At 38.5% G+C, this 24,316-nt stretch carries 22 protein-coding genes and 3 pseudogenes; 18 read left to right on the top strand and 7 right to left on the bottom strand.

Features of this window, described 5'->3' with window-relative positions; all coding sequences use genetic code 11:
* The first annotated feature begins 287 nt into the window (after positions 1-287).
* The gene (locus tag AB7E63_RS07190; protein ID WP_013924578.1) at positions 288-476 is read left to right on the top strand and encodes a hypothetical protein; all 189 of its coding nucleotides are present in this window, start codon (positions 288-290) and stop codon (positions 474-476) included.
* 75 nt (positions 477-551) lie between these two features.
* On the opposite strand, the gene AB7E63_RS07185 is transcribed toward AB7E63_RS07190, so the two are convergent.
* Together AB7E63_RS07185 and AB7E63_RS07180 are read right to left on the bottom strand one after the other, a co-directional pair.
* Entirely contained in the window at positions 552-2,033 is a 1,482-nt protein-coding gene (locus tag AB7E63_RS07185) for a hypothetical protein (RefSeq protein WP_013924577.1), read from the bottom strand.
* A 278-nt stretch (positions 2,034-2,311) separates the two neighbouring features.
* A pseudogene (locus tag AB7E63_RS07180) lies at positions 2,312-2,416 on the bottom strand (IS5/IS1182 family transposase); the annotation flags it as partial.
* A 22-nt stretch (positions 2,417-2,438) separates the two neighbouring features.
* Here AB7E63_RS07180 and AB7E63_RS07175 point away from each other — a divergent pair.
* Positions 2,439-2,540, top strand: a pseudogene (locus tag AB7E63_RS07175) (IS982-like element ISPasp3 family transposase); the annotation flags it as partial.
* Positions 2,541-2,662: 122 nt separating this feature from the next.
* Positions 2,663-2,887 (top strand): annotated as a pseudogene (locus AB7E63_RS07170) (IS982-like element ISPasp3 family transposase); the annotation flags it as partial.
* Positions 2,888-2,997: 110 nt separating this feature from the next.
* Here AB7E63_RS07170 and AB7E63_RS07165 read toward each other — a convergent pair.
* Together AB7E63_RS07165 and AB7E63_RS07160 are read right to left on the bottom strand one after the other, a co-directional pair.
* Positions 2,998-3,237: a hypothetical protein gene (locus tag AB7E63_RS07165; RefSeq protein ID WP_013924575.1), complete on the bottom strand. Its 240-nt coding sequence runs from the start codon at positions 3,235-3,237 to the stop codon at positions 2,998-3,000.
* A 335-nt stretch (positions 3,238-3,572) separates the two neighbouring features.
* On the bottom strand, positions 3,573-3,755 hold the full coding sequence (locus tag AB7E63_RS07160) for a hypothetical protein (protein ID WP_013924574.1): 183 nt from the start codon (positions 3,753-3,755) through the stop codon (positions 3,573-3,575).
* Positions 3,756-4,503: 748 nt separating this feature from the next.
* Here AB7E63_RS07160 and AB7E63_RS07155 point away from each other — a divergent pair.
* The gene (locus tag AB7E63_RS07155; protein WP_428419069.1) at positions 4,504-5,295 is read left to right on the top strand and encodes a hypothetical protein; all 792 of its coding nucleotides are present in this window, start codon (positions 4,504-4,506) and stop codon (positions 5,293-5,295) included.
* Between the two features lie 143 nt (positions 5,296-5,438).
* Here the strand turns inward: AB7E63_RS07155 and AB7E63_RS07150 are convergent, their stop codons facing one another.
* Complete coding sequence (locus tag AB7E63_RS07150; protein ID WP_428419067.1) at positions 5,439-6,230, bottom strand: hypothetical protein; 792 nt, start codon at positions 6,228-6,230, stop codon at positions 5,439-5,441.
* Between the two features lie 417 nt (positions 6,231-6,647).
* Here AB7E63_RS07150 and AB7E63_RS07145 point away from each other — a divergent pair, with 417 nt between their 5' ends.
* The 3 genes from AB7E63_RS07145 (at position 6,648) to AB7E63_RS07135 (ending at position 9,263) form a co-directional block, all read left to right on the top strand.
* A complete protein-coding gene (locus tag AB7E63_RS07145) occupies positions 6,648-7,427 on the top strand; it encodes a hypothetical protein (protein WP_039376402.1) in 780 nt (259 codons plus the stop codon).
* A gap of 162 nt (positions 7,428-7,589) precedes the next feature.
* Positions 7,590-8,366 carry a hypothetical protein gene (locus AB7E63_RS07140; protein WP_006342266.1) on the top strand — a complete coding sequence of 259 codons (777 nt, stop codon included), beginning with the start codon at positions 7,590-7,592 and terminating at the stop codon, positions 8,364-8,366.
* 150 nt (positions 8,367-8,516) lie between these two features.
* Positions 8,517-9,263 (top strand): hypothetical protein, encoded by a 747-nt coding sequence (locus AB7E63_RS07135; protein WP_059358818.1) that lies wholly within the window; start codon positions 8,517-8,519, stop codon positions 9,261-9,263.
* A gap of 42 nt (positions 9,264-9,305) precedes the next feature.
* On the opposite strand, the gene AB7E63_RS07130 is transcribed toward AB7E63_RS07135, so the two are convergent.
* Together AB7E63_RS07130 and ychF are read right to left on the bottom strand one after the other, a co-directional pair.
* Positions 9,306-10,457 (bottom strand): THUMP domain-containing class I SAM-dependent RNA methyltransferase, encoded by a 1,152-nt coding sequence (locus tag AB7E63_RS07130; protein ID WP_284452699.1) that lies wholly within the window; start codon positions 10,455-10,457, stop codon positions 9,306-9,308.
* Positions 10,458-10,475: 18 nt separating this feature from the next.
* On the bottom strand, positions 10,476-11,570 hold the full coding sequence (gene ychF, locus AB7E63_RS07125) for a redox-regulated ATPase YchF (protein WP_006342269.1): 1,095 nt from the start codon (positions 11,568-11,570) through the stop codon (positions 10,476-10,478).
* 298 nt (positions 11,571-11,868) lie between these two features.
* On the opposite strand from ychF, the gene sctU reads away from it, so the two are divergent.
* The 11 genes from sctU to AB7E63_RS07070 all read left to right on the top strand — a co-directional run.
* Entirely contained in the window at positions 11,869-12,939 is a 1,071-nt protein-coding gene (sctU, locus tag AB7E63_RS07120; RefSeq protein WP_006342270.1) for a type III secretion system export apparatus subunit SctU, read from the top strand.
* 31 nt (positions 12,940-12,970) lie between these two features.
* Positions 12,971-15,139 carry a type III secretion system export apparatus subunit SctV gene (sctV, locus tag AB7E63_RS07115; RefSeq protein WP_036746518.1) on the top strand — a complete coding sequence of 723 codons (2,169 nt, stop codon included), beginning with the start codon at positions 12,971-12,973 and terminating at the stop codon, positions 15,137-15,139.
* Between the two features lie 57 nt (positions 15,140-15,196).
* Positions 15,197-16,387: an HrpJ domain-containing protein gene (locus AB7E63_RS07110; protein WP_006342272.1), complete on the top strand. Its 1,191-nt coding sequence runs from the start codon at positions 15,197-15,199 to the stop codon at positions 16,385-16,387.
* A 20-nt stretch (positions 16,388-16,407) separates the two neighbouring features.
* Positions 16,408-16,878 carry a CesT family type III secretion system chaperone gene (locus AB7E63_RS07105; protein WP_006342273.1) on the top strand — a complete coding sequence of 157 codons (471 nt, stop codon included), beginning with the start codon at positions 16,408-16,410 and terminating at the stop codon, positions 16,876-16,878.
* Positions 16,879-16,953: 75 nt separating this feature from the next.
* Positions 16,954-17,196, top strand: coding sequence for a hypothetical protein (locus tag AB7E63_RS07100; protein ID WP_013924566.1), 243 nt, complete (start codon positions 16,954-16,956; stop codon positions 17,194-17,196).
* Complete coding sequence (locus tag AB7E63_RS07095; RefSeq protein ID WP_006342275.1) at positions 17,186-18,448, top strand: class I adenylate-forming enzyme family protein; 1,263 nt, start codon at positions 17,186-17,188, stop codon at positions 18,446-18,448. Before AB7E63_RS07100 ends, AB7E63_RS07095 begins: the two co-directional genes overlap by 11 nt.
* Positions 18,420-19,169, top strand: coding sequence for an SDR family NAD(P)-dependent oxidoreductase (locus tag AB7E63_RS07090; protein ID WP_006342276.1), 750 nt, complete (start codon positions 18,420-18,422; stop codon positions 19,167-19,169). The genes AB7E63_RS07095 and AB7E63_RS07090 overlap by 29 nt, the downstream gene beginning before the upstream one ends.
* 10 nt (positions 19,170-19,179) lie before the next feature.
* Positions 19,180-20,001, top strand: a complete 822-nt coding sequence (locus tag AB7E63_RS07085; RefSeq protein ID WP_013924563.1) for an AAC(3) family N-acetyltransferase — start codon at positions 19,180-19,182, stop codon at positions 19,999-20,001.
* 11 nt (positions 20,002-20,012) lie between these two features.
* Positions 20,013-21,296: a DUF4910 domain-containing protein gene (locus tag AB7E63_RS07080; RefSeq protein ID WP_226987362.1), complete on the top strand. Its 1,284-nt coding sequence runs from the start codon at positions 20,013-20,015 to the stop codon at positions 21,294-21,296.
* A gap of 215 nt (positions 21,297-21,511) precedes the next feature.
* A complete protein-coding gene (locus AB7E63_RS07075) occupies positions 21,512-22,837 on the top strand; it encodes a DnaJ domain-containing protein (RefSeq protein ID WP_428419061.1) in 1,326 nt (441 codons plus the stop codon).
* A gap of 43 nt (positions 22,838-22,880) precedes the next feature.
* On the top strand, positions 22,881-24,316 hold a 1,436-nt coding region (locus AB7E63_RS07070), incomplete at its 3' end, for an AAA family ATPase (protein ID WP_428419059.1).

Below are 24,316 nucleotides of genomic sequence, written 5' to 3'. Positions count from 1 at the left end.
CCCTCAACATGCTTAGCAGAAGGGATTTTGTCTTTGTCCCCAAAATAGTGGAACGATGGAGCACCAGGGAGGTGACATAAGTCTTTATTCGCTCGAAGCCACAGCCTTTGGGATTTTAAAATGAAAAAGAAAATAAAGCTTGCCGTTTTAAAAATTGGAAACAGGCAAGATTAGAAACAAATCAATTGGAATACGTCAAAAATGATATGTTTTGGTTTCAAAAATAAACTAAAACAAAGATGCGTTTTCCGGAAACTCCCTAGCTTTGGGTAAGTGGAGAATAATTCGTGAGTTCAAATAGTTACTCACTGGCATTTGACGATTTGAAAAAGCAAGATTTAGAAGAAGTTGGCTTTAAGCCCACGCTGAATCTAATTGTCAATCCACAATATCAAAAAAGTTTGAATTCGGTTGAATTTGCATCTGAAAAGGAAAAAGTTGCAAAAATCGAAGGACGACTCACAGTTTCTTTCTAATAGGGAAAGAAATAACCTATGTTACCTAGATTTTAGGTAAAAGGCGGCCTACACAAGCCGCCTTTTCTCTTTAGGTTATTCAACCACCTTCAGTAAAGGCCTTAACCGGTGGATTTCCTCTGTTATCTCTGGACTTATGAAACAATGGGTCAGAATAAGTTCTCGCAAAGACTTCGCTTGACGAACCATTTCGATAACTCCTTTATCTGTGACATTCTCACAGCGAGTCAAATTTAATCTCTGTAAAAAGGTACAGCGTATTCCCATCTCGATCAAGGAAGCATCCCCGAGTGAACACCTAGCCAAACTCAAAGTCAAAATTTTAGGAATATTCATTGCAAGATTCAAAAAGCCAATGTCTGTCACTTTGTCACATTCTTCCATTCTAAATTCAGTGAGCTGCAAACAGGCTTTTAAAATTAGTTTGAGATCTTCATCTGAAATTTGATGGCAACGCGAAATATCCAAAAATTCTAATGATTGAAGTTGATAAAGTTCCGCCCATCCCGCTGCTGTGATCTGCCCATTACTACTGACATTTAAACGGATTAGATGGGGACAAATGCCAATCATTTTACGTAAATTGGCAGGCGTTAGCCAAGCACACATCGAGATATCGAGCTCTTCAATAAAAGAAGGGATATCATAAAGCCTTTCAGTAAAAATGCGTGTACGGCTGACATCTAGACCGATTAACTTTGGACATTTCTGCAGAACCTCGCTAAACGAAACATCCTCTGTTAACGATAAACTAAAAGCCAAATGTGTGATCCATTTTTGTAGCCGGTCAAACACATCCAGGGAGTGGTGATTAAATTCCAAAAATTCAAGTCCGAGCCCATTTTCTCCTGGTTCAAAAACGCGCACACTGAGTCCAAGCCCATTGATTAAATCGCAGCAGGCATGCTTTAAAAATCGCCAGCCCTGCTCATGGGTCAAAATCAAATGATCGTAAATATTGGCTCGGTTGAGATAGCGCGTAAGAACTTCCTGCGTTAATTCCGCGACAGGAGTCATTTCCCACGTTGTGGCTTGCTTAAGAACACTCCATAAAAATTTCTCCTCTCTTTTCCATAGAGAGGGAATCTCACCAAATTTCATCCACTCAGTTAGAGTTGTCAAAACGTCCCACTCCACACCACGCAGCGTGATTATCGAAGGACGCGTCTTACCTAAGCACTCCTTCAAAAAAAAGTCATGTAAAAAGTCGCTGGCTGTTCCAAATAATAAACTATTCGTTTCGAGATGGCGCTCTCCTACATGACAAGTTAGATCAAGAGGAATGCTTAATTCTAATTGTGAAAAATGCTGCCGAATTTTTTTGCCGATATTTTTTGAAATATGAAAAGGAATCCGATCTGTTGCAAACTGCTCTGTCACCCACTCTAAACCCAAGCGCAGAAATTCGTTATGCCGTAATAGCCACTCACCATCTTCAACAGAGGCATCAAAAAAAGCATTGAAAACGTAAATATTTTCTTTGACTTTATGAAAAAGGGGTTCATCCTCTTCGGAAGAAGATAAATACATCAATTCCGAAGGCAAAAAAGCGGGCATCAACATAAAAACCTACAAGCTGTATAGAACAATTAGCTTGAAGCATCCCCATTTTTTATTCAAATGAGAAATATAAATCTTTTAATTTAAAGATAATGCCTTTTATTTTTGACACTTGGGAAAGAAATAAGCTATCCATTTTTTTATTTCCGGTTGCCCGCGGCTCATGTAACGTCAGCCATGAATTAAGCCATCCCGTATGTACAAATTAGTTCTCCGAGGCTTGGCTGAGCATCGATTGCTTACCCAAAATTGCCCTTTAGAAAGTATTTGAAAATTTAAGTTATTGATTTATACCTGTTTACCATTGTTCTTGTCATACAAAGATAGATCATTGCTTCACTTGTTTCAGTCCAATACTCATAATCTTTACTCATTCGCCTGTCACCAAAGGAAATTCCTTGATATATTTTAGATACTTTTCCTGTGTCTGTTTGCAGAAACATAAGAATTCAAAACTGCAGAATTTATGAAGGTGAAAAATTCAGAGGGTATAACTTTAGTAACCCGAGTTTGGGTTTATCCTTATAGAGCTTAAATAGATAGATAGATTTTTAGTAACGAAAGACATCTGCATGATTTGAAACATTGGCTTACTTAGCAAAATAATGTTTACGCCATGCGAGGTCAAAGAAAAAATACGATTGATAGTACAACCAAAATCGAACTATCTTCATCCTATTAGTCTGCGTGATTTTGTGAATTTGAAGTATATTAGAAAATTCATTGAAGGAGCATTTGGAATAATCTCAAGGCTTTTACCTAGGAAGATTTATTTCATTAGTCCTGAAGGATTTGAAATTAAAGTCTTCGGATTTCTTATTGCAGCCACAACAAACTTCCTCGCAAATTAGTTATTTGCAACTTATATTAATTAATAATTTCTATGCTACACAGGCATTATGAATATTCTATAATGCCTTTATTAAGTTTAGTTTAGGAAATCATATTTGTCGCCCGCCTGTTATTCTTCTATAGGGCGAGGCTTTAAGCACAAAATATGCTTTATCCCTGCCGGACGTCTTTCTTCATTAGTTTCTTCTCTAGGAGCGAATTCATTTTTTGTTGTGATTTGATTTTTCATGTTTTGAAAAACATTATTGGTTTTTTCCACTTTTATATTTTTCTTTTGCAATTCATTTTTATGGCTATCTTTATTAGGATCCCATAATGGATACGGATATCTATTATCTACCAATCTCATATAAAACTCCTTTTTGTTGAATTATTTAAATAATTTCCATTCGATCGATTACATTTTAATGCATAGTCATTTTGCATTTCAAGAGAATAAGGCAAATCATCAATAGCTTTTTGGGCTGCGACGTATCTTTCTTCAGAACTGGCTTCAACTTTGGCTTTAAGATTATATGCTATAAGAATAATATATGAATCTATCTCTCTCTAATTTATCGATCCAAAAAGTTATCAGGCTGAATGTCAAAAATCCTTTCCAATAGTGCGTTCTTTTTTCCCTCCTTACTGCTAATCGTCTAAACTTTCTCTGTAACCAAGATATCGCGCGTTCAACTTTCCAGCTTATCCGCTCAAAAGGGACTCTAGTTTTTCTGCTGCCTTGCCAGGTTTTTTGCGCCTGCAAATCCATGTGGAAATTTTGCGTCTTAAGAGCTTGTCTCTAAGTGCTTCTGCATCATATCCTTTGTCTACTTCAAAAATAGGGATAATCTCTTTTGCTAACACGCTGCTAATATGCTTTTCCACACGGTCCAGTAATGGCTCAACTTCTTTTGCTGCTGTACTTGTAAAAGCTATGGGAGATTTCCATCTATCAACAAATGTTTAGTTGTATATAGAATATGTGGCATAGGCCAAAATAAATCCTGTGATTTTTAATTCAAAACCAGCTGAAGTCACCGCATGAATTTTCCTCGGCAGAAATCTTGAAATTACTCCAAAGGTGGTTCAATAGTTCTTCGAATGTATTTCAAGTTTACGAATTCTTCCAAATCGATCAATCGGGTTGAATTTGTTTTACGATCTGCTAGTCTGATTCCCTGCTTTCTAAATCTCGCCGATCTCCATATTTTATGAACACGCTTATTCAAGCAACTAAGCATAATATATTTACGAATATATTCATGCTCATATAAGAAGCGACGAGCCAGAGAGCCAGATCCAAATTTCCATAAAAGAATCTCATTGCCACAACAAAACTCATCATCACTTCTGAGGTGCCGATCTTAACATTATGCCAATCAAAAAAATTCTGATTCTGAATAAAGTCGTCACAAAGGCAATAAATTGCTATAATTCGTTCTTTCATGGCCTCGGCTCTCTGGTTTGTTTGTAGAAAAACAATTTTGAGAGCTTGAGGCCTTTTTTGTTTAGAAGAAAGTTTATTTAAACAGTTACTTTCCACTTAGGTTAAGAATTCAATTTCTTTCAATCGAATTTCAAAGAATTTATTTTTTGTTATACTGATATTAAAAGAACTTAATAAGGATTTTTTATGAAAAGACTCATCATGTTTTTTATATTTGCGGTTTTTAACTTTTTCGCTATTTTTTCTCAGGAACTTCCTTGGAGTGAAGATTATCAAATGCATCTCACAGGAAGAACAGCGTCGTTGATGCCCCAACTTACGACTTATCCTTCTTTAGAATCCCCTATCAACGACTTAGAAGTAATTCTCAAAAAATTCCCCGACGAAAAAATTCTTTTATTCGATTATGGAGATCTGATGAATATCGAAATTGCGTCTTCTTCTCTCAGTGAAGAAACTATTCAATCGATGAAACCCGCCATTGCATTTGGTTTTAAACGCCTCTTTAACTACAAATCCAAAGACCCTTCGGTATGGGGAAAAGGAGTTCAGGACAATGAAAAGGCCTTATTAAATTTGGAACCGATGACAACATATAAATCGATCGTGAACGGAGTTGTCCTCGAAATCGGAGAGGAAGATCTCTCACAACTCGTGACAGAAAAAGCAGGCTACGATCTCGTTCCTCTTCTTATAGCGGATTGGAATGAAGCGCTATCTCAAAATCCAGAAGTGAAAATCCAAATTGCTTATACGTTTATTGCTCCTAGCGAGCTACGCGACAATATTGCCTATATCCAGACGCATTATTATCCTATACGCGGAAATTTATTCGCTGTTCAACAAGGCGCTGTTATTTATGGGGAGAGATTTTTAGATTTCTTAAATGCCACGACTTATATGGCAAATGGAACAACTCTGACCAAAGACTGGGATCAGCGAACATTTTCTAAAATTCTGGATTCTAAAGAGCCCTAGTTTTAAGCCACTACCCTCTATCATAAATTGAAATTCAAATACAGGGCGGTCCTAAACATGTAATGCTGAACTTAAATTTTATTGACTTTTCAGTCGGGATAAACAAATATTTTATTTGTGATTACAATCAACATCAAGCATTACTATTTACAACTAGCTATAACTGCAAGCGCATTTTCATATTGTTTATCAATTTCTTGTTGATTAGATTTGGCTGTCCAAGTGTCTATAGTTTCAATGTGTACGGCGGTATCTTTTTTAAGGTTAATATAATATACTTCATTTTCAAGATAAAGATCTGCTACAAAACAATAAGCATTTGTTAACTCTTCTCTATTTGTTACACAAGCTTTTTGACCAAAATTGCTCATTACTACCCCTCCATTAGGCTTAAGATAAAAATTGACACGAATGACATCCCCCTCTTTAATTTTAATACGAAAATTTATTATAAATTTCAGATTAGTATTTAAAATAGGATGTTTTTTGCAAAGAGCAATAATTGATTTTTTAGATTCCAATTCTTTTAATTTATTGATTTGTTCTGCTTGAGATTGAGCTGCAATCTTGCATTTCTCTACCACCATTTCAAGAGTTCTTACCGTAGCCTCAGGGAAAAATCTCTTAAAGGCGGCCATTTTTGTGCGGGCATTAATCTTGCTTAACTTTTGTCCCTCAGTAAGTTGTAATGCTTTGCCCAGGCTACGCATGTTAAGAATATACTCATTTCCATTATCATCCTTGAACCTTTCAGCCTGACTAATTAATACCTTAAATTTACCCCACCAGCTATCCTTAGAGTATGCTTGTACACTAACAACTTTTGGAAATTTGCCAATTGGCGTTTCCGATGTTGATTGATATTTATTGACTGCATCTGGAACTTGTATGTTAACTCTTCCTCCAATTAATGTCGGATAAAAAGAAAAACTCATATTTACTCCAATATATTTTATTAAAATAAATACGTTATTTAAGATTCTACTTTTTTATTTGTCAACAACAAACTAACAGGTAGTCCTAAATATGTAGTGCTCGATGTTGATTGTAATCACAAATAAAATATTTGATCATCCAGACTGAAAAGTCAATAAAATTTAAGTTCAGAGTTACATGTTTAGGACCACCAAATACAGTATCTTTATTGCCTTTCAAAAGATATTTCAAAAAACAACTGGCACATAGATTTTTATTATCCCATTCGCGTCTATCAATATCTTTAATGTAATTCATGACAAAACAAACCAGCTTTTAATTAATTAAATTAATAAATACAAATTAAGCTAAACAAAAATCACGTAAGTATATATAATTAATACACTTAAATAAACAAATAAAATTACGAGGTTTTTGTGAATCCTTTACAGTCTTCCAGAGAAACTTGGAATAACGATTCTTTTGCTTTCAATGGAATAACTCTCCAACACACTCATCAAGAAAAAAACATTCCAGCAGATACCAATGAAGCTATAGGACATTTGTATAGCATTTATGAATGCGTAGATAAAATTTTTGCTTTAATTAAAGCGGAAAGTCATTCAGAAAAAGACCTGAAAGACTACTTAGTTAAAGATTTAAAACACATGGAATTCTTAATTGAAATAATTAAGAAAACGTATACAGATGGAGAAATGCAGTCATGGGAAGAATTCGTCTCTAAAAATCTTAAAGCTTACGAAGCTTCACCAGAGTCTCCTTCCATTTCTTCTCGCCCTCCTAGCTCTCAGCAAGATATTGCGAGTGAACCAATAAAAGAGAGGGTTATGCATGTATCAGGAGCCACTAACCGTAAACCCGTTTACGCATTTTTCCATGAAGCTCAAGGCAATCCAGTAGTCCAATACAAACATTCCCATGGATTGAATCCTTACACGGTTTGCAAAAACTTTGACAAAGTTTTAGAGGCTGTACGTAAGTGCTCTGAAGTAGGCGAAGAAACTAGAGAGAGGTTTCCCTCCGCTGCCGAAAATAATCTTAAACTTCATAATGAATTTATACAAATAGTCGAAAGCAAGAAGAGAAAATACTTGGAAAGAGAGAGTAATAAAGCGGGAAAACCAAAAATAGAAGAACGTTCTTTCAAAGTAAAAAAACAAAGAGTTGAACCAGAAAAGATACAGCCTACACAATAAAAAAACAAACTAAACCTCTGACTTTTAGTCAGAGGTTTTCTATCTCCACCAACTTCTCTTTTAGTTTACCGAAGCAACTCCGAAAAGAAATAAAAAAAATTAACAGTATAACTTGCATTTATTTAAATTAAAGACACTAATTAAATATTTTATAAGGTTTATATGAATTCTCTTCAATCTTCCAGAGAAACTTGGAATAACGATTCTTTTGCTTTCAATGGAACAACTCTTCAACACATACATCAAGAAAACAGTCATGTTCAATTGGACACCAATGAGGCTATAGGACATTTGTATAGTGTGTATGAATGTGTGAATCATATTTTTGATTTAATTCATTCAAAAAATCATTCGGAAAAAGAACTCGGTGCTCATGTCGTTAAAGATTTAAAATACATGGAATTCTTAATTGGAATAATTAAGAAAACCTATACAAATAAGGAAATGAAATTATGGGAAGACTTCGTTTCTCAAAAGCTCAAAGTTTATGAAGCACCCCCGTTATCTCCTTTAATGCCTCCACAATCTCCCTCTATTTCTCCTCCTAGCCCTGAACAAGTTGCGAGTCTAGAAGTTGAAAAAATAATCACCCATATTCCTGGAGCCACTAATCGTGATCCTTTTTACAGAATATACAATGGTTCAGTCCAATACTTTCATTCTCATTCGTTAAAGCCCCAAGCTGTTAGAGATACCAACACATTTTTAAAAGCTGTATGGGCGTGCTCTGCGGTAGGCGAAGAAACAAGAGAGAGATTTCCTGAAGCTGCGGAGGACAATCTTAAACTCCATAATGAATTGATAGAAGCAATCGAAAATAGAATAAAAAGACAACTGGAAAGAGAAAATAAAAAAGCGGGGAAACCAAAAATACGGGAACTTTCTAGCAAAACAAAAAGACAAAAACTTGAAACTGAAAATCCTCAGCCCCCAAACTAAACTTTATGGCATCGGTCAAAGATTTTCTTATTTATTGGATTTCTCATTTAAATTCAATCAACTTAAAACACTTATTTTCAATAAAATTAACATAAAATCACATTACTTAAATTAAAAACAGTACAATTATAAATGTATTATGAGGTTTATATGACTCCTTTACAATCCAGAGAAACTTGGAATAATGATTCTTTTGCTTTCGATGGAATAACTCTCCAACATATTCACCAAGAAAAAAATGTTCCATCAAATACGAATGAAGCAATAGGTCATTTATACAGTGTTTACGAGTGTGTAAACAAAATTTTCGACTTAATTCAATCGAAATCAAACCCACAAAAAGAGCTTAAAGACTACTTATTTCAAGATTTAAAGCACATGGAATTTTTAATTGGGATCATTAAGAAAACCTATACAGTTGAGGAAATGAAAGAATGGGATGACTTTGTTTCTCAAAAACTTAAACATTATGAAGCTTATGGACAAGTTCCTGAAACTACTTATGAGCAAGCTGTCCCTCTACCACTCTCCATTTCTCCGCCTAGCCCACAACAAGTGACGACTCAGCAACCTAAAGTTATCCATATAACAGGAGCGGTGAATAGAGACACGTATTACAAAATTATACATAACGATCAAGGAATCTTTATTAACTATTTTCATTGCCACGGCCAAGTTAAATCTGCAAAAAGCGACAAGAAAAGTCTCGGTGTGTATATAGCGGCTTTGCAAAAATGCTCTAATAAAGCAGAAGAACTTGAGGCACGATATCCTGATGCTGCAGAAAAGCTGCGTCTGTTTCACGCCCCTCTACGACAGCAAGCATTAAAAAGACTGGAAAATGTAAAAGACATTGAAAGAAAGGCTGCAATAGAGAGATCTCAACCAAGAGCTTAAGTGGCAAAACCTCTGGCTGTTAAAGCCAGAGGTTTTTTAATTCTAATAAACATCAAATTCTAGCAGGCGTGATTCGACTCCCCCGCTATGGAGAACATGGCGCCGTTTTGCGGCAAGGCCCACTTCTTTAGTCAAATCTAAGTTTCCGGTGAAGACAAATCCTCTTGCAGGTTTCGCCATCTTTTGTTTCATAAAATCCCCAATCGAGCGATACAGAGGACGCAAATCTTCCGCAAAATCCAATCGTTTCCCGTGTGGTGGATTAGTCACTAGCAATGTCGGTAAAACAGAAGGTGTCCACTCTCTAAAATCGCCCTGCACAACCTCAATTTCGTTCAAAAATCCTGCAGCTCGAATATTCGTTTTGCTCACGCGCACTGCATTTTTGTTGATTTCAACTCCAAATAAATGACCTTTGGGTATGGGCTGACGCTTTTGGTCGGCCTCCATTTTGACTTTAAGCCAGTCGGAAGCCGAGAACTCAGGAAACCGCATAAATCCCCAATCTTTGCGTAAAAAACCAGGAGGTGTTTGAGAAGCCATCAAAGCAGCTTCAATCAACAAAGTCCCTGATCCACAACAAGGATCACACATGATCTCTTCTTTTTTGTAATTCGCTAATCGAAGAATAGCTGCGGCCAGATTTTCTTGCATGGGGGCTTCTACACTGTCTAATCGATAACCTCTTTTATGAAGGGGCGCACCTGAAGTATCCAAACTAAGTATGGCCGTGTTTCCTTGGATAAAAAGGTTCAATTGGATATCAGGATTTTTGACATCGATATTGGGCCTTTCACCAAACTTTTCTCTCAATTGATCGCAAATTGCATCTTTAACAACTTGCGCTGCAAATAAACTATTCCTAATCAATCGATGATTGACGTTGGAATCAATCGCAAATGTCATCCCTTTTCTAAAGAAGGGGATCCAATCGAATTGAGAAGCTCCTCGATAAAGAGCTTTTTGATCGTAACAATTAAAGGTCGTGAGTGGAAATAACACACGGCTTGCAATCCGTGAATTATAATTGATCCGATAAATGTCACTGAGGTCCTTGATTTTAACAAAAACTCCTCGAAAACCAGGATGGGCGTTTTCAAAGCTAAGCTCTTGTAACTCTTCAATTAAAAGGGGTTCAAGGCCTTGTGAACATGTCACAAACAATTCTGTTGAGGCGAGGTTTTGATAACCCATCACTGATTATTCTCCTAATTAATTATGCATAAAGATGATAACATCACCGTCTGCCACCGTATAATCTTTTCCTTCTGCACGCACTTTGCCGGCTTCGCGAGCGCCTGCTCGACCTTTGTAATTCACCATATCGTCGTATGCGACAACTTCTGCTCGAATAAACCCTTTCTGCAGATCGGAATGAATTTTACCCGCGGCTTCTGGAGCCATAGTTCCTTTGACAATCGGCCATGCACGCGTTTCAATATCTCCGGTTGTCAAGAATGTAATCAATCCTAACATACTAAAAGACTCTTTTATAAGGCGCTGTAAACCTGATTGCTTTAACCCTAAACTTTCCAAAAATTCAGCTTGTTCTGAAGCGGGTAATTGGGCAATTTCCTCTTCTAAATTCGCGCAAATTGTGATCACGCGATTCCCTTCTGCTTCCGCATACTTTTTCACGCGCTCCACAAATTCATTCGTCATGGTATCTAAATCTGATTCGGCAATATTTGCTGCATACAGAACTTTTTTTGCCGTTAAAAAAGGATAGGGTTTTAGTAATTCTACTTCTTCAGAGTTCAATTCCAAGGTTCGGATCGGTTTTCCCTGGTCCAAATGCTCTTTCGCACGATTTAAACAAGCTAAAACAGGAACATAATCTTTATTGCTTTTGGCTTGCTTTTCAACTTTCCCCAACACATTTTCGACCATTTGAAGATCGGCCAAACTAAGCTCAAGGTTAATTACTTCGATATCGCGAATCGGATCGACACTGCCCGAAACGTGCACAATATCGCTCGATTCAAAGCAGCGCACCACATGCACGATCGCATCAGTTTCGCGAATATTTGCCAAAAATTTGTTTCCGAGACCTTCACCTTTGGAAGCTCCTGCAACTAAACCTGCAATATCGACAAATTGCATGCTTGCTGGAATAATTTTTTTGCTATGAGATAGTCCTGACAGGACGTTTAAGCGTGGATCCTGAACTTCCACGATTCCAATATTAGGATCGATTGTACAAAACGGATAATTGGAAGCTGCTGCCTTATTTGCAGTTAACGCATTAAAAAGAGTGGATTTCCCAACGTTAGGTAATCCGACGATTCCACATGAAAGATTTGCCATAAGTTACTCAGGTTAAGTAGTTCTATCTAACAGATAGCTGGGTTCATGAGGAGTTGTAAGGATTATTCCTTTTTATTTCCTCTGTTGTTAATAGTTTGCCAATAATAATCAAAGGATTATAATAATTCAATCTAATAGTAAATTTTATAATTTTTTCTTGACGCCTCTCTTAAATGTGAATTATACTAGAATTAGGAAGATAAAGAGAGTTTAGTGCTGCTCATAAATGAGTAGTTTTGTATACATTTGAAGATACCGTAACTTGATTTATTGAGCTTGTGAGACTTGGAGTCACATTATGGGCGAAAAAACCGAAAAGGCGACCCCGAAAAAGTTACGCGATGCACGCAATAAAGGACAGGTTGCAAAGTCGCAAGATTTGCCCTCTGCTTTTACATTTATTGTGTCCATTTGGGTAACCTTGGCCGCCAGTAAATTTCTTTTTGATCATTTAGGCAGCTTTACGGTGATGACTTTTCATCAAATCGCTAAGGGCAGCCTAGACACGGCTATTCCTGATCTTTATATTCAAGGCTTAACAGAGATTTTTATCACGTCTATTCCCATTCTTGGAATGGTAAGTGTGATTGGGGTTTTGATCAACTTTCTCGTAGTTGGCCCGATGTTTGCATTGGAAGTATTTAAGTTCGACATCAAAAAATTTGACCCTATTTCAAACTTAAAGTCTAAATTCAAGCTGAAAACACTCGTCGAACTGCTTAAATCGGTCCTTAAAATCTCGATTGCGTGCTACATCGTCTACGATGTGATGTGGAAAAGTTTGCCGGTTTTAATTAGAGCCGTCTCATTACCTATCGACGCTTCACTCATGGTGTTTTATGCGTTTTTGATGGAAGTTGTGATTAAAGTTGGATTATTCTTCATTATCATTGCAGTGGCAGACTTCATCTACCAAAAGAAAACCTTTGCTAGTGAAATGAAAATGGAAAAATTTGAGGTTAAACAAGAGTACAAAAACTCTGAGGGTGATCCTCAAATTAAAAGTAAACGAAAACAAATTGCGCAAGAAATCGCTTATCAAGAAGGACCTCGTGGGGGGGTAAAACGTGCTCAGGCAGTTGTCACGAATCCGACGCACTTAGCCATCGCGATTGGATATAAAAAAGACTACGATGCAGCTCCTTTTGTGCTAGCAAAAGGCGAAGACGCCCTAGCTGAGCGAATTATTAAATATGCGGAAGAATTTAATGTTCCTGTTGTGCGTAATATTAAGCTAGCACACAAATTGTGGGAAGAGGCCGATGTTTACGAATTTGTCCCTGAAGATACTTATGAATTGATAGCCGAAATTTTACGCTGGATTTCTTCTCTTAACACAGATACTCAACACGAATACACAGAAAGGTAGCCATACTGGAGATACAAAAAAAATGGATTTAATACGTAGAATTCTTGATGGTATAACTAGCAGATTGGGCGGTGAAAGATCGCTAGACACCATCTCCCGGTCGAGTGACATTGCTTTAGCGTTGTTGATCATTTGTATTATGGCAATGATCATCATCCCGGTTAATCCGCATATCATCGACTTCTTAATCGCCTTAAACTTAACGGCTTCAGTAGCGCTTTTGATGGTAGCCCTTTACATCCCCAGTGCTGTGCACCTTTCCATTTTCCCCTCCCTACTTCTGATTACGACGTTGTATCGGCTGGGGGTTAACATTGCTTCCACACGACAAATTTTGCTTCATGCGAATGCCGGTGATATTATTTTCCAGTTCGGTCAATTCGTGGTGGGTGGTAACTTCGTTGTCGGTGGTGTTATCTTTCTTATCATCACGCTTGTGCAGTTTATTGTGATCACCAAGGGTGCGGAACGGGTAGCGGAAGTCGCAGCACGTTTCACTTTGGATGCGATGCCTGGTAAGCAAATGAGTATTGACGCCGATATGCGCGCTGGTATCCTCGATTCAAATCAAGCCCGAGAAAAACGTCTAGCCATCCAAAAAGAGAGCCAGTTATATGGTGCGATGGATGGTGCGATGAAATTCGTTAAAGGGGATGCGATTGCAGGTATCGTGATCACCCTGATCAACATCATCGGGGGGATGATCATCGGGATGACATTGAATGGCATGCCTGCTATGGATGCCGTAACAACTTATTCTCTCCTCTCTATTGGGGATGGTCTCGTATCTCAAATCCCCGCCCTATTAATCTCGATTACGGCCGGTATTGTCACAACCCGTGTCTCGAGCGATAAAGCCGAAAGTAACTTGGGTAGTGAGATCTCGGGTCAAATTTTAAAACAACCAAAAGCGCTGTTGATTTCCGCTGGATTCTTAATGGGTATGGCAGCTATTCCCGGTTTCCCAAAACCTCCTTTTTTGATCTTTGCCTCCGCTTTAGGACTTTTAGGCTACTCTCTTTGGGTTTCCGAAAAACAAAAAGTAGAAGCTGCTAGAACGGGAGGAGGAGCTGGAGGAGGGACAATCTCTTCTGCGGCCGATACCTCCACGGTAGATATGGGTGTCCAAGGACACAAGGTGGTCTCGGGTGGTGGTATAGATAGCTACGCTTTAACACTTCCCGTGGTATTAGAGTGCGGATCGAGCTTAAGCCAAGAAATTCAAAAAGCACAAAAGGGACAAAGCTTTATCGACAAAATGATTCCGAAGATGCGCCAGGCACTTTATGCGGATTTAGGTGTGAGATTCCCAGGTGTACACGTCAGAACAGACTCCCCTATTTTGGAAAAAGATGAATATTCGATTCATTTAAACGAAGTCCCCATTGTCAAAGGTCGAGTTTTAGAAGGATTTGTTCTCACCAATGAAAGTGAAGAAAACTTGAAACGTTATAATCTTTCTTACACAACCTATAAAAGTGCCTTGGGTCTTCCATCGCTTTGGGTAGAAAGCAAAAATATTGATTTGCTTAACAAAGCAGGTGTCAAGTACTGGAATTCTCTAGAAGTGATGATTTTGCATATTTCGTACTTCTTCCGTACATACGCCAACGAATTTGTGGGAATTCAAGAAGTCAAATCGATGTTGGAATTCGTGGAAAAATCATTCCCCGACCTTGTCAAAGAAGTCACTCGCTTAATTCCTCTTCAAAAGATGACGGACATTTTCAAACGTCTCATCCAAGAACAGGTCTCAATTAAAGACTTAAGAACCATTCTCGAATCCTTAAGCGAATGGGCCCAGACCGAAAAAGATACAGTGCTTTTAACTGAATACGTTCGTTCCTCTTTAAAACGATATATTAGTTACAAATATTCACAGGGGCAGTCTGTTCTTTCTGTGTATATCTTAGATCCCGAAATCGAAGACATGGTGCGCGGTGCGATTAAGCAAACATCTGCAGGGTCATACCTTGCACTCGATCCCGATTCAGTTCAGCTCATTTTGCAGGGTGTCCGCAACACCGTTGCGCCTCCGCCTCCAGGCGGGCAGCCTCCTGTATTGTTAACTGCCATTGACGTTAGACGCTTTGTGAGAAAATTGATTGAAATGGAATTTACTGATATTTCGGTCGTCTCGTACCAAGAAATTGTACCTGAAATCCGTATTCAACCCCTAGGACGTGTCCAATTGACCTAACACGCAGTGCTTGACGTCTTTATTTTTTTGAATCTTGTTTGAACCTCGGAGGTTCGCATGCCCGATTGGAATATCCAACAAGGACTTTCTGATAGCCGAGTCAATGTGACGCTCGAAGCGATGAAACAAGTCCAACAGGAAACAAAGGAAGAGCTTACCGCGGAGCAAGCGGAAAGTAAGTTAGCTTTCCAAGAGTCGCAAAAGGAGATTAGTAATCCTTTTGCAGCTCGCCTAACTAAAAAGGAAAAGCCACTTTCTGCGCAGCGCGGTCGCGTGCAAAAATCGGGAAAAATGGGAGAAAAAGCTGATAGATTGCTACCTCTACAAGCAATTAAGGATGCAGCTAGTCAATTTCAAGGAAGGAACCCAGAGCTTAAAGCTCAAATCCTTGTTCTTTTGCGTGAACAAATCAAACCTGATGACTCCAAGGAAGAAATTTTACGCAAAATTTTAGAGTTTTATCCCGACGTCTCCTTAGCTGATGAGGCCCTTGAATTTCTCCTCGAAACGACCGATGGAGAGCTCTACCAAAAAATTAAAGAGATTAAGGAAGAATTTAGCCAACAAAACGATCGCGAAATTGCAGCTGGGCGCAACATCAGTGCGCAAGCACGTCAAGCAGCTGACGCTGGTTTGGGTACACCGACCACATTGCGAGATATGTATCGAGATATCACGGGAACTCCTCGCGATTCAACCTCCCTCTTCCAAGAACTCTCTCAAAGATATCCGTTCAACGAGCTTAAAAAAGTGGTCTCTTTCCTCCTCCACTCTCTTGGGAGTGATTTAAAATCCAAAGGCCCCTCTATTCCACGGGGTCAACTACACCGTCTTATTACAGAAACCCGCTCGCTCCAGGCCATTTTAGGTGTATACCGCTTCTTTCAAGGTCGCATGAATCTTATGCATAGCCTCTTTAGCAAAGAGGGATTAGATTTCCCCGAACAATTGACTTTCGAAATGATGGCCAAACAATTTATGTCTCTTGCGGCTGAACGTTATCCTTCTGCCGATAAAGTCTTACAAAGAGCTGTTAAATTAGGCATTGAAGATTGGATCTTAGCTAAAATTATTGCTTTTAGCCAATTTCGAGATGCTGTACGTGAAGTCGCCATGAACCAAATTTATAAATCCCTCCAACACCGGGATGAACTTTTGCTGGCAATCATTGAAGCTCTAGAAGACTTGGAAGATGACCTTGAGGAACAAGAGGAAAAAGAACAGGAAGAAGAGGAAGATAAAGAATAATTCCCTATCAGAGGTTTATTATGGTCTCAGATCTTTTTGATACTTTGCTGGCTGAAGTTGGACAAAAATTGAAGATAAACGATCTCCATGCAGATCGCAATCACTCCTGCCTGATTAACTTCAAAGAGGGTATTTCTATTCAAATTGAAAGAGAAACGCGGGGTGAGCGCATGATCTTTGGTACAACAATTGGATCGATCCCCCCCAGTAAATATCGAGAAAATGTCTTTCGCGAAGCCCTTCGAGCAAATGGATTGCAAGAGCCTCGCATCGGCGCATTTGCATACAGTAAACAATCCGATCAATTGATTCTATATGGAACTTTGCCCATGCAAGACTTAACGAGCGAGAAGATTGTGGCTTTTCTAATCCCATTTAAAGAAAAAGCAGTTCAATGGAAAACAGCCATCGAAAGAGGAGATATTCCTTCCTTAGTTGGAACGCAAGCATCTCCCGGAAGTGGAGGCGGTATGTTTGGTCTTCGCCCTTAATGCATTGCCTAGTTGACAGCAAAAACTCTGAAAATTATATTGCCACATACTCAGTTAATGCTACCCGGAGCAGGAATGCCATCGTCACAATCCATTGAATTAGTCATCCAAACCATCCAAGAGGTTACGCAAGAGCAACAAAAGGCGTTTACACCTCTTAAAGCTGATACACGCATTTTAACCGACACATCTTTAGATTCCCTAGACCTTGCCATTGTCGTGGTCAAGCTCGAAGAAAAATCCGGTAAGGATCCGTTTAAAAATGGCTTTATTCCTTTCTCTACCATAGAGGAACTCGCAACACTCTATGACAACTGATTTTCTCTTTTTGTTTGATCAAACCGTTTCTAAAGATGCATTTGAAGAAGATGTACGCAAGCATAAAGCCCTTTTTGACCACCACACTACAATTCTCATTCGAACATCAAATGTACGATCGCTTTTTGCAGCGATCATTGCCGCAAGAGACCTTCAAATCGCTTTATATGTTTGCCCTTTAATTGTACTTGATTTCCAGATTCAAAAGTTATTACACGAATGGCCAATCTCTCTTTACTTAAGTGAAGACAACTCCATTGAATTTTCTCAAAATGTGGGCACCCCTTCAGAACCGCGTTTAGGTATTTTTACTTCAGGAACGCTGGGAGAGCCCAAAATTGCCCTGCATAAGTGGGAAGCTATCCAAACTCCTTCTCATTTTGTGCCTAGCTATCTGCACAAGAAAAGCTGGTTATTAAGCTATGCACCTTGGTCTTATGCCGGCCTGCAAGTTTTTTTCGCTGCTTTAAACAGTCAAGGCAGCTTGTATTATGACGATAACCATTTTGAGCAAATTGCCGAAGGGATTCTCAAGCATCAAATTTCGATTATCTCAGCGACTCCTACCTTTTGGAGGATGCTGATCTCCACATGGCCTTCCCACATTACCCCACCGAAACTTCTACAAGCCACTCTTGGCGGTGAAATTGTCGACCAACAAACCATTGACCTAGTTGGGGCTTTTTTTCATCCCCAACGATTAACGCACATTTATGCCTCCACAGAAACTGGAAGTGCCATTGTTGTGTCAGATAGAGACGCGGGCTTCCCGACATCTTTCCTTTATCAAGGTGAAAAAAGTGGCGCTCAATTGCGCATTAATGCAGAAAATGAGTTAGAGGTGTTAGCTCCCCACGGAATGGAGGGCTACCTAAGCGCTCCAAATATACACAACACATGGATTCCTACCGGTGATTTGGTAGAAATTAAACAAGATCGTGTTTATTTTGTGGGACGTAAAGATGGACGTATCAATAGTGGAGGGAGAAAAGTCTCTCCAGAAGAAATAGAGCAAGCGATCAATAGCTTAAAAGATGTCGAAGATAGCCTTGTCTATGCGCGAAAAAGCCCTATTGTAGGCTCTTTGATCGTGGCAGATATCAAAATGCGACACTCTAAAATATTTGATCCTGCAGCTATCAAACAAGAGCTAAAAAAAATTTTAGAGGATTATAAAATTCCTCATCTTATTCGGAGGGTAGACCACTTTGCAATCTCAAGTAATGGAAAAAAAATCCGCGATCTCCTCTAAACATCTCATCCTCTCAGGAGGTTCGAAAGGGCTAGGATTGGCTTTGTCTAAGTATTTGCTGGAACAGGGTTATAAAGTCAGTACTTTTAGTCGTTATGCAACTCCCGATGTTCAACTTTTACAAAATCATTACCCAAATCACTATTACTTTGCCTGTGTGGATAACTCCCATTCGGAACAGCTTGAACAATTTTGTGAACAGGCGATTTCCATTCAAGGAAACATCTATGGCGTGATTAATAATGCTGCTGTCGCCGTCGATGGGATCTTCGCTACCTTGCCAGAAATTGAAATCGAAAAAATGCTAACAGTCAACTTAACTGGAGCGTTGCTATTAACTCGTCTCTGCTTGCGCAATATGCTGACCTCACATACACCCGGCAGAATCCTCTCAATCAGTTCTGTAGCAGGAACTCGTGGAGCAAAGGGACTGGTAGTTTACTCCTCCACAAAGGCCGCTTTAGAAGGCATGACGCGCAGTTTAGCGAGAGAAGTCGGTTCTAAACAGATTACAGCGAATGTGGTCGCCCCGGGCTATATGGTAACAGATCTTTCCTCTTCACTTTCATCTGACCAACAGCAAACCATCGTGCGAAGAACACCTTTAGGCCGGCTAGCAGAGTTTGATGATGTCGCACCGTTGGTCGAATTTTTGCTTTCAGAAAAAGGAAGATTTATTACAGGCCAAACCCTTGTCGTCGATGGCGGACTTTCAGTCTAAAGGATTAACCATGCTACAGCTCAATCAGGAAACAATTCAAACTGGATTCAGGCAACTAGGCATTTGTGAAGGAGATGTGGTTCTTGTTCATAGTGATTTATTGCGATTGGGAATCCCTGAGCAAGCTAAAAATCGGGAAGCTATTTTAAATTTTTATCTAAATGCTTTTCAGAGTATTCTTGGCAAAAAAGGAACCATCGCTGTTCCCGCTTATTTTTATGAATATGCAAGACATGGCATTCCCTTTGATACGGAATACTCCCCTGTATCCAAATCTTTGGGAGCATTCAGTGCACATATTTGCACCTTACAAGGAAAAGTTCGCAGTGGAAATCCTCTTCAAAGTATTGCGGCAATTGGCCCTCATGCTGAATATATTTCAGGAGGTAATTCCTTAAGTGGTTACGGAATCAATTCGCCTTGGCATCGTTTACACTCGCTGAATGCAAAAATGGTTTTTATTGGAATTGGAATGGAAACAATGACTTATGTGCACCACATCGAACAAGAAGTGGGAGTCCCTCATTTATACTTTAAAGTCTATCCCTATCCAGTAACACGTGGAGACAATCCTATTCCTGGATACCCTGTAAGTGCTGTACGTTACTTAAATTATGGAATTGAATATAACTTAAAACCTTTTGAAAGCCTTCTCTTGCAAAGAGGATTAGCTCGCTCGATATCTGTAGGAAAAGGAAATATTTTATCCGTGTCCACCGAAGATACCTTTCAAGAAGGTGTCAAATATTTAGAAAACAATATCTACGCATTCTTACAAGCCCCACCAAAATTTATTGCCGGACAAATCCCCTTTGATGGAGTCCCTAAATGAAGGAAACGACCATGCCTCATTCTTTAGCTTACGATCTGATCTGTGATCTTTGGCAGAGAAACCGCAATTTTTGCTCGACCGACTATGACTTTTGCTTAGATCACATCAACGCTTTAATTCCTTTAAAAATTTACACTTATCCTGCAAATGATATTTTCAATGGTTGGACGATTCCTCCCAAATGGGATTTGATAAAAGGAGAAATTTGGAAAGATGGACAGTGCATTTTTCAATCGACCACTCCTCTGAACGTGATTGGATTATCTACAAACTTTTCAGGAACAGTTTCTTTAGATACACTCAAAAAGCATCTTCACTTTGATGCCCGCTTTCCACAAGCCGTCCCCTACCATTTCAGACAGAACTATCGTCCATGGAGTAGAGATTGGGGATTTTGTGTAACACAAGACTTTTATAACTCATTGACTGAGGGGACATATGAAGTCAAACTCGTCACGCAAGAGTCTGAAGGGTATTTAAAAGTTGCGGAACACACACATGCTGGAGAAAATCCAGAAACTTTTGTTTTTGTTGCACACCTTGATCATGGTGGTATGGCGAATGACGATCTCGCCGGCGTAGCCGTGGGAGTGGAACTTTTTTATCGCCTTCTTCCAAAAAAAACCAAATTCACATACAAATTTGTACTAGTGCAAGAAATCATCGGCTCTGCCTATTACTTAGGAAAGTCGCCTGAAACACAAAAAAATGTTTTGGAATCGATTTTTTTAGAGATGCTTGGTTCAAACACCCCTCTTGCTTTGCAATATTCTCATCGTGAAAAAGGTCAGTTAGAAAGTATTCTGGCACATCTTCTTAAAAATAAGTCGGGCTTTCGAGAAGGTGCTTTTCGTAGTGTGATTTGTAACGATGAGATGGTATGGGAGAGCTATGGAATTCCAATGTCTAGCATTTCCCGCTTTCCTTACCCCGAATACCATTCTGATTTAGACAACCCTTCCATTATCGATCAAAAAGCCTTAGATGAATCTGTGTCTATGCTTCTCGAAACAATTGAAATACTTGATCAACAAACCTTGATGCGTAAAAAGTTCTCAGGCGTCGTTGCAACTGCAAATCCCGCATACGATCTTTATGTAGAACCTGGTCAAAGAGCATTTGGAATATCGGTCGATGAAGATCAGAAAAAGCTGCGTCTTTTGATGGACCTGCTCCCTATCCTTCCCCAAGAATGTTTTGTTGAGCAGATAGCCAAAGACATCCAGGCTCCAGCTGATCTTGTTCTCCAATATTTGCTGCGTTGGAAAGAGAAAGGTCTGATAGAACTATTTTAAAAAAACTCTTGATCAATTTAGACTCGTGTTGCCCCCTCTCTATAACCCTATACATTAAAAATTTGCCTATCTTTCTAAGTTTAATAAGCTCCCAAATGATTAAGAATCTTTACTTTTCAAAACATCAAATGTTTTTTTATGAAAAAAAAATATACAAAAATCTCAAAGAAAAGTTATGTTTCATTTTTTTAGTTTAAATTTTATAGAGGAGCATCATGATTCCTGCAGTTTTAGATCGATTCAGCGAATCGACAGATTTCACGACTTTTCAACCAATATCCGTTCAAGGAAGAAAAATATATAGATTTAAGTTTTCAGCAAATTCTGATGAAATTGAAAAATTTACGGATATTATTCTAAATTTTCTCAAAGAAAATAAAGAGCGTTCAGAAACTGCTTTCATCCCAACTTTTAAAGTCACTAGAGAAACACTAAAAAATAAATTTATTAAACATCCGGTACAAATTCTTATTTTCAATGCTCAAACAGTGTCTTTAACCCACAAGCAACATGCCCCTTCAGATGCTCAGCGAGAGATCAAAGACACATTTTTTACGAACACGCTGCTTACAAACCCAGTGTGTTGCATGCAAAACCATCAATTCGAAAAAAAACGTTTAGAAGCATGGTTCGAAAACGGGGGAAAAAATTGCCCTGCAGGTAGCGCTAGTGGAGAGCATGGAATCGATACGTTAGAAATTGACAGCCAAATAAAAGACATGATCATTAGTTATCATGCAGAAAAAAAGAAAAAGGCCGAGATTCTCTCTGCGCAGGAAAAGTTGAAAGAAAAAATCGATAACTATGAGGTGAAAAATGCTGAACTCACAACAGCAGTTAGCAAACTTTCCATCGATCGCTTAAGACAATACCAACAATCGGTCGATTTTAAAAAAGAGCTGCAATTACAAAAAAGGGAAATTAATTTTCTGCGGCAACTAAAGAATTTAGACCCTTGGACAATCGTGGGAGCTTTATCAAAAGTCGTGGTTAAAGTTGGTGGTAAACATATTACCATTTCCTTATGTAAGACTCTAGCAGGGATCCTTACTAAAGAAGGTTCTAAAGAAGCAGGAAAAGCTTTGGGCAAAAGCATTGCTAAAAAAATTCCTTTTGTAAGCCTTGCTATAGGTATTGCGCTCGGTTGTTATCGCTTTTACAATGGGGAATGGATTAGAGGTATAGGAGAAATAGTTTCTGGTGCATTTGCAATGATCCCTATCTGGGGAACAGCAGTTTCAATGCTTATTGACATCAGTTTGGTGGGTACCGATATGTATGAAGCGATGAACCAGAAAGATAATCGCCCTCCCTCTTCACCTACCGTGCAAATTGAATTAAAGGGTGCTTACGAAGCCTTAGGACTTGAAGACAATCCAACAAAAGAGGACGTTGATAATGCTTGGAAGGCGCTATCTAAAGAACTACATCCAGATACTAGTATGGATTTAGGAGAACATGCCATAGAGAGCTTCACTGAGCTAACAACATTTTTAAATGTGCTTAAAGACTTTATCTATCGTGAACGTAAATGGGACTAAGTAAATAGCGACCATGAATTTGAAAACAAATAAGAGCCTGAACATGCAAAAACCTTTAGCCCTATATGATCCAGTGGATATATTTAATGTTGCGACAGAAATATTCCCCGGTGCCAAAGCAAAAATTAATTTTGATGAATCGCAATCTTTTACGTTCAATATAAGACTACATCCAGACACACCTCTTGTGTCTCTAAGCTCTGGAGTAGACCCAAAAGAATTTTACGCTAGCATTGTTGAAATGCTAGAACAGATTAACCTAAATAGGGTGACTAATACTTCTCTTGAAGCCATAACGTTAGATCCGAGCAGATTTTCTTTATTCAAACCACTTTCAAATTGGCAAAGATTTACTCGCATTATGTACGAGAATAAGTACAGCTGCAAATGTGCTGACATCATTCTTAGTTATTTAGAAACTTCGCATCAAATTAATATTTTAAAAGAATTAGGATTAGATCCTGAAAGCATAAAAAACAACCTGTGTGAAAGAGATTTAATCTATTTCCGAGAACTTTTTGAAAAGCATCAACATTTATCACAAAATGAAAAAACTCTTTTCTTAAAAAAATTAAAGCAATTTTATCCTAATGTTTACGATAAAATCCTCGAAGAAAAAGCGCAAAATGAGCTCGATGAAGGCCTTAAAAAGGCCGATGTCGCTTATGATCGGATAAAAAAAGAATTAAAAAAACGAGTCGCAGGACAAGAACATGCGATTTCTGAGATGGCGGCTCTACTTAGCTTACCAAAAGCAAAATCCACCAATCAGGTTTATTTATATGTAGGCCCAACAGGTGTGGGTAAAACAGAATTAGCGAAAGCTGTGGCTGGCCTTAAAAATGACCGTATCATTATTCTGACAATGCAACAATTTACACATGAAAGTAGCATTACTAAACTTTTTGGTTCCTCTACAGGGTATCTTGGAGCTTCAGATCTCCCGCCCTTAGGTAAAGACTTTGAACGATTTTCTCCTGTTTTGGTTAAAACAGAAGGTTCAAAAGAGACCTACGAATTGCATGATGTTGTCATCGTCTTTGATGAATTAGAAAAATCGCATGCTCAAGTTAAGCAGTCACTTTTGACCCTTTTTGATGAGGGATATTGCGTTTTTAACTACACAAAGAAAGATAAAAACGTATGTATACAATACAATCTCAAAAACTGTGTGCTCATTTGCACATCAAATCTATTTCAAACACATGTTTTAAAAGCTTTTGGACAAAGGAAAAACATTGCTGAAATCAAAGAATTATTTAGAAAACTTAATGCTAGGGCAACTTCGAATACTGAAGGAAGCTATTCTCCCGAATTTTTAGGTAGATTGGAAATCATCCCTTTTGGACCTATTCCTAGAGGAGAATGCTATCAAAACCTTTTAAAAAGGAGCATTCGCCATTTTTTAATAGAGTTAACAGACCTTCTGGAGTGTCGAGAAATTGTCTTAGAGAATGAGCAATCCATTTTAGATATATT

It is taken from the genome of Parachlamydia sp., from assembly GCF_050255895.1.
Classification (GTDB): Bacteria; Chlamydiota; Chlamydiia; order Chlamydiales; family Parachlamydiaceae; genus Parachlamydia; species Parachlamydia acanthamoebae.
Note: the sequence above shows the minus strand (reverse complement) of the source record. Positions and strands in the feature narration are given on the sequence as shown.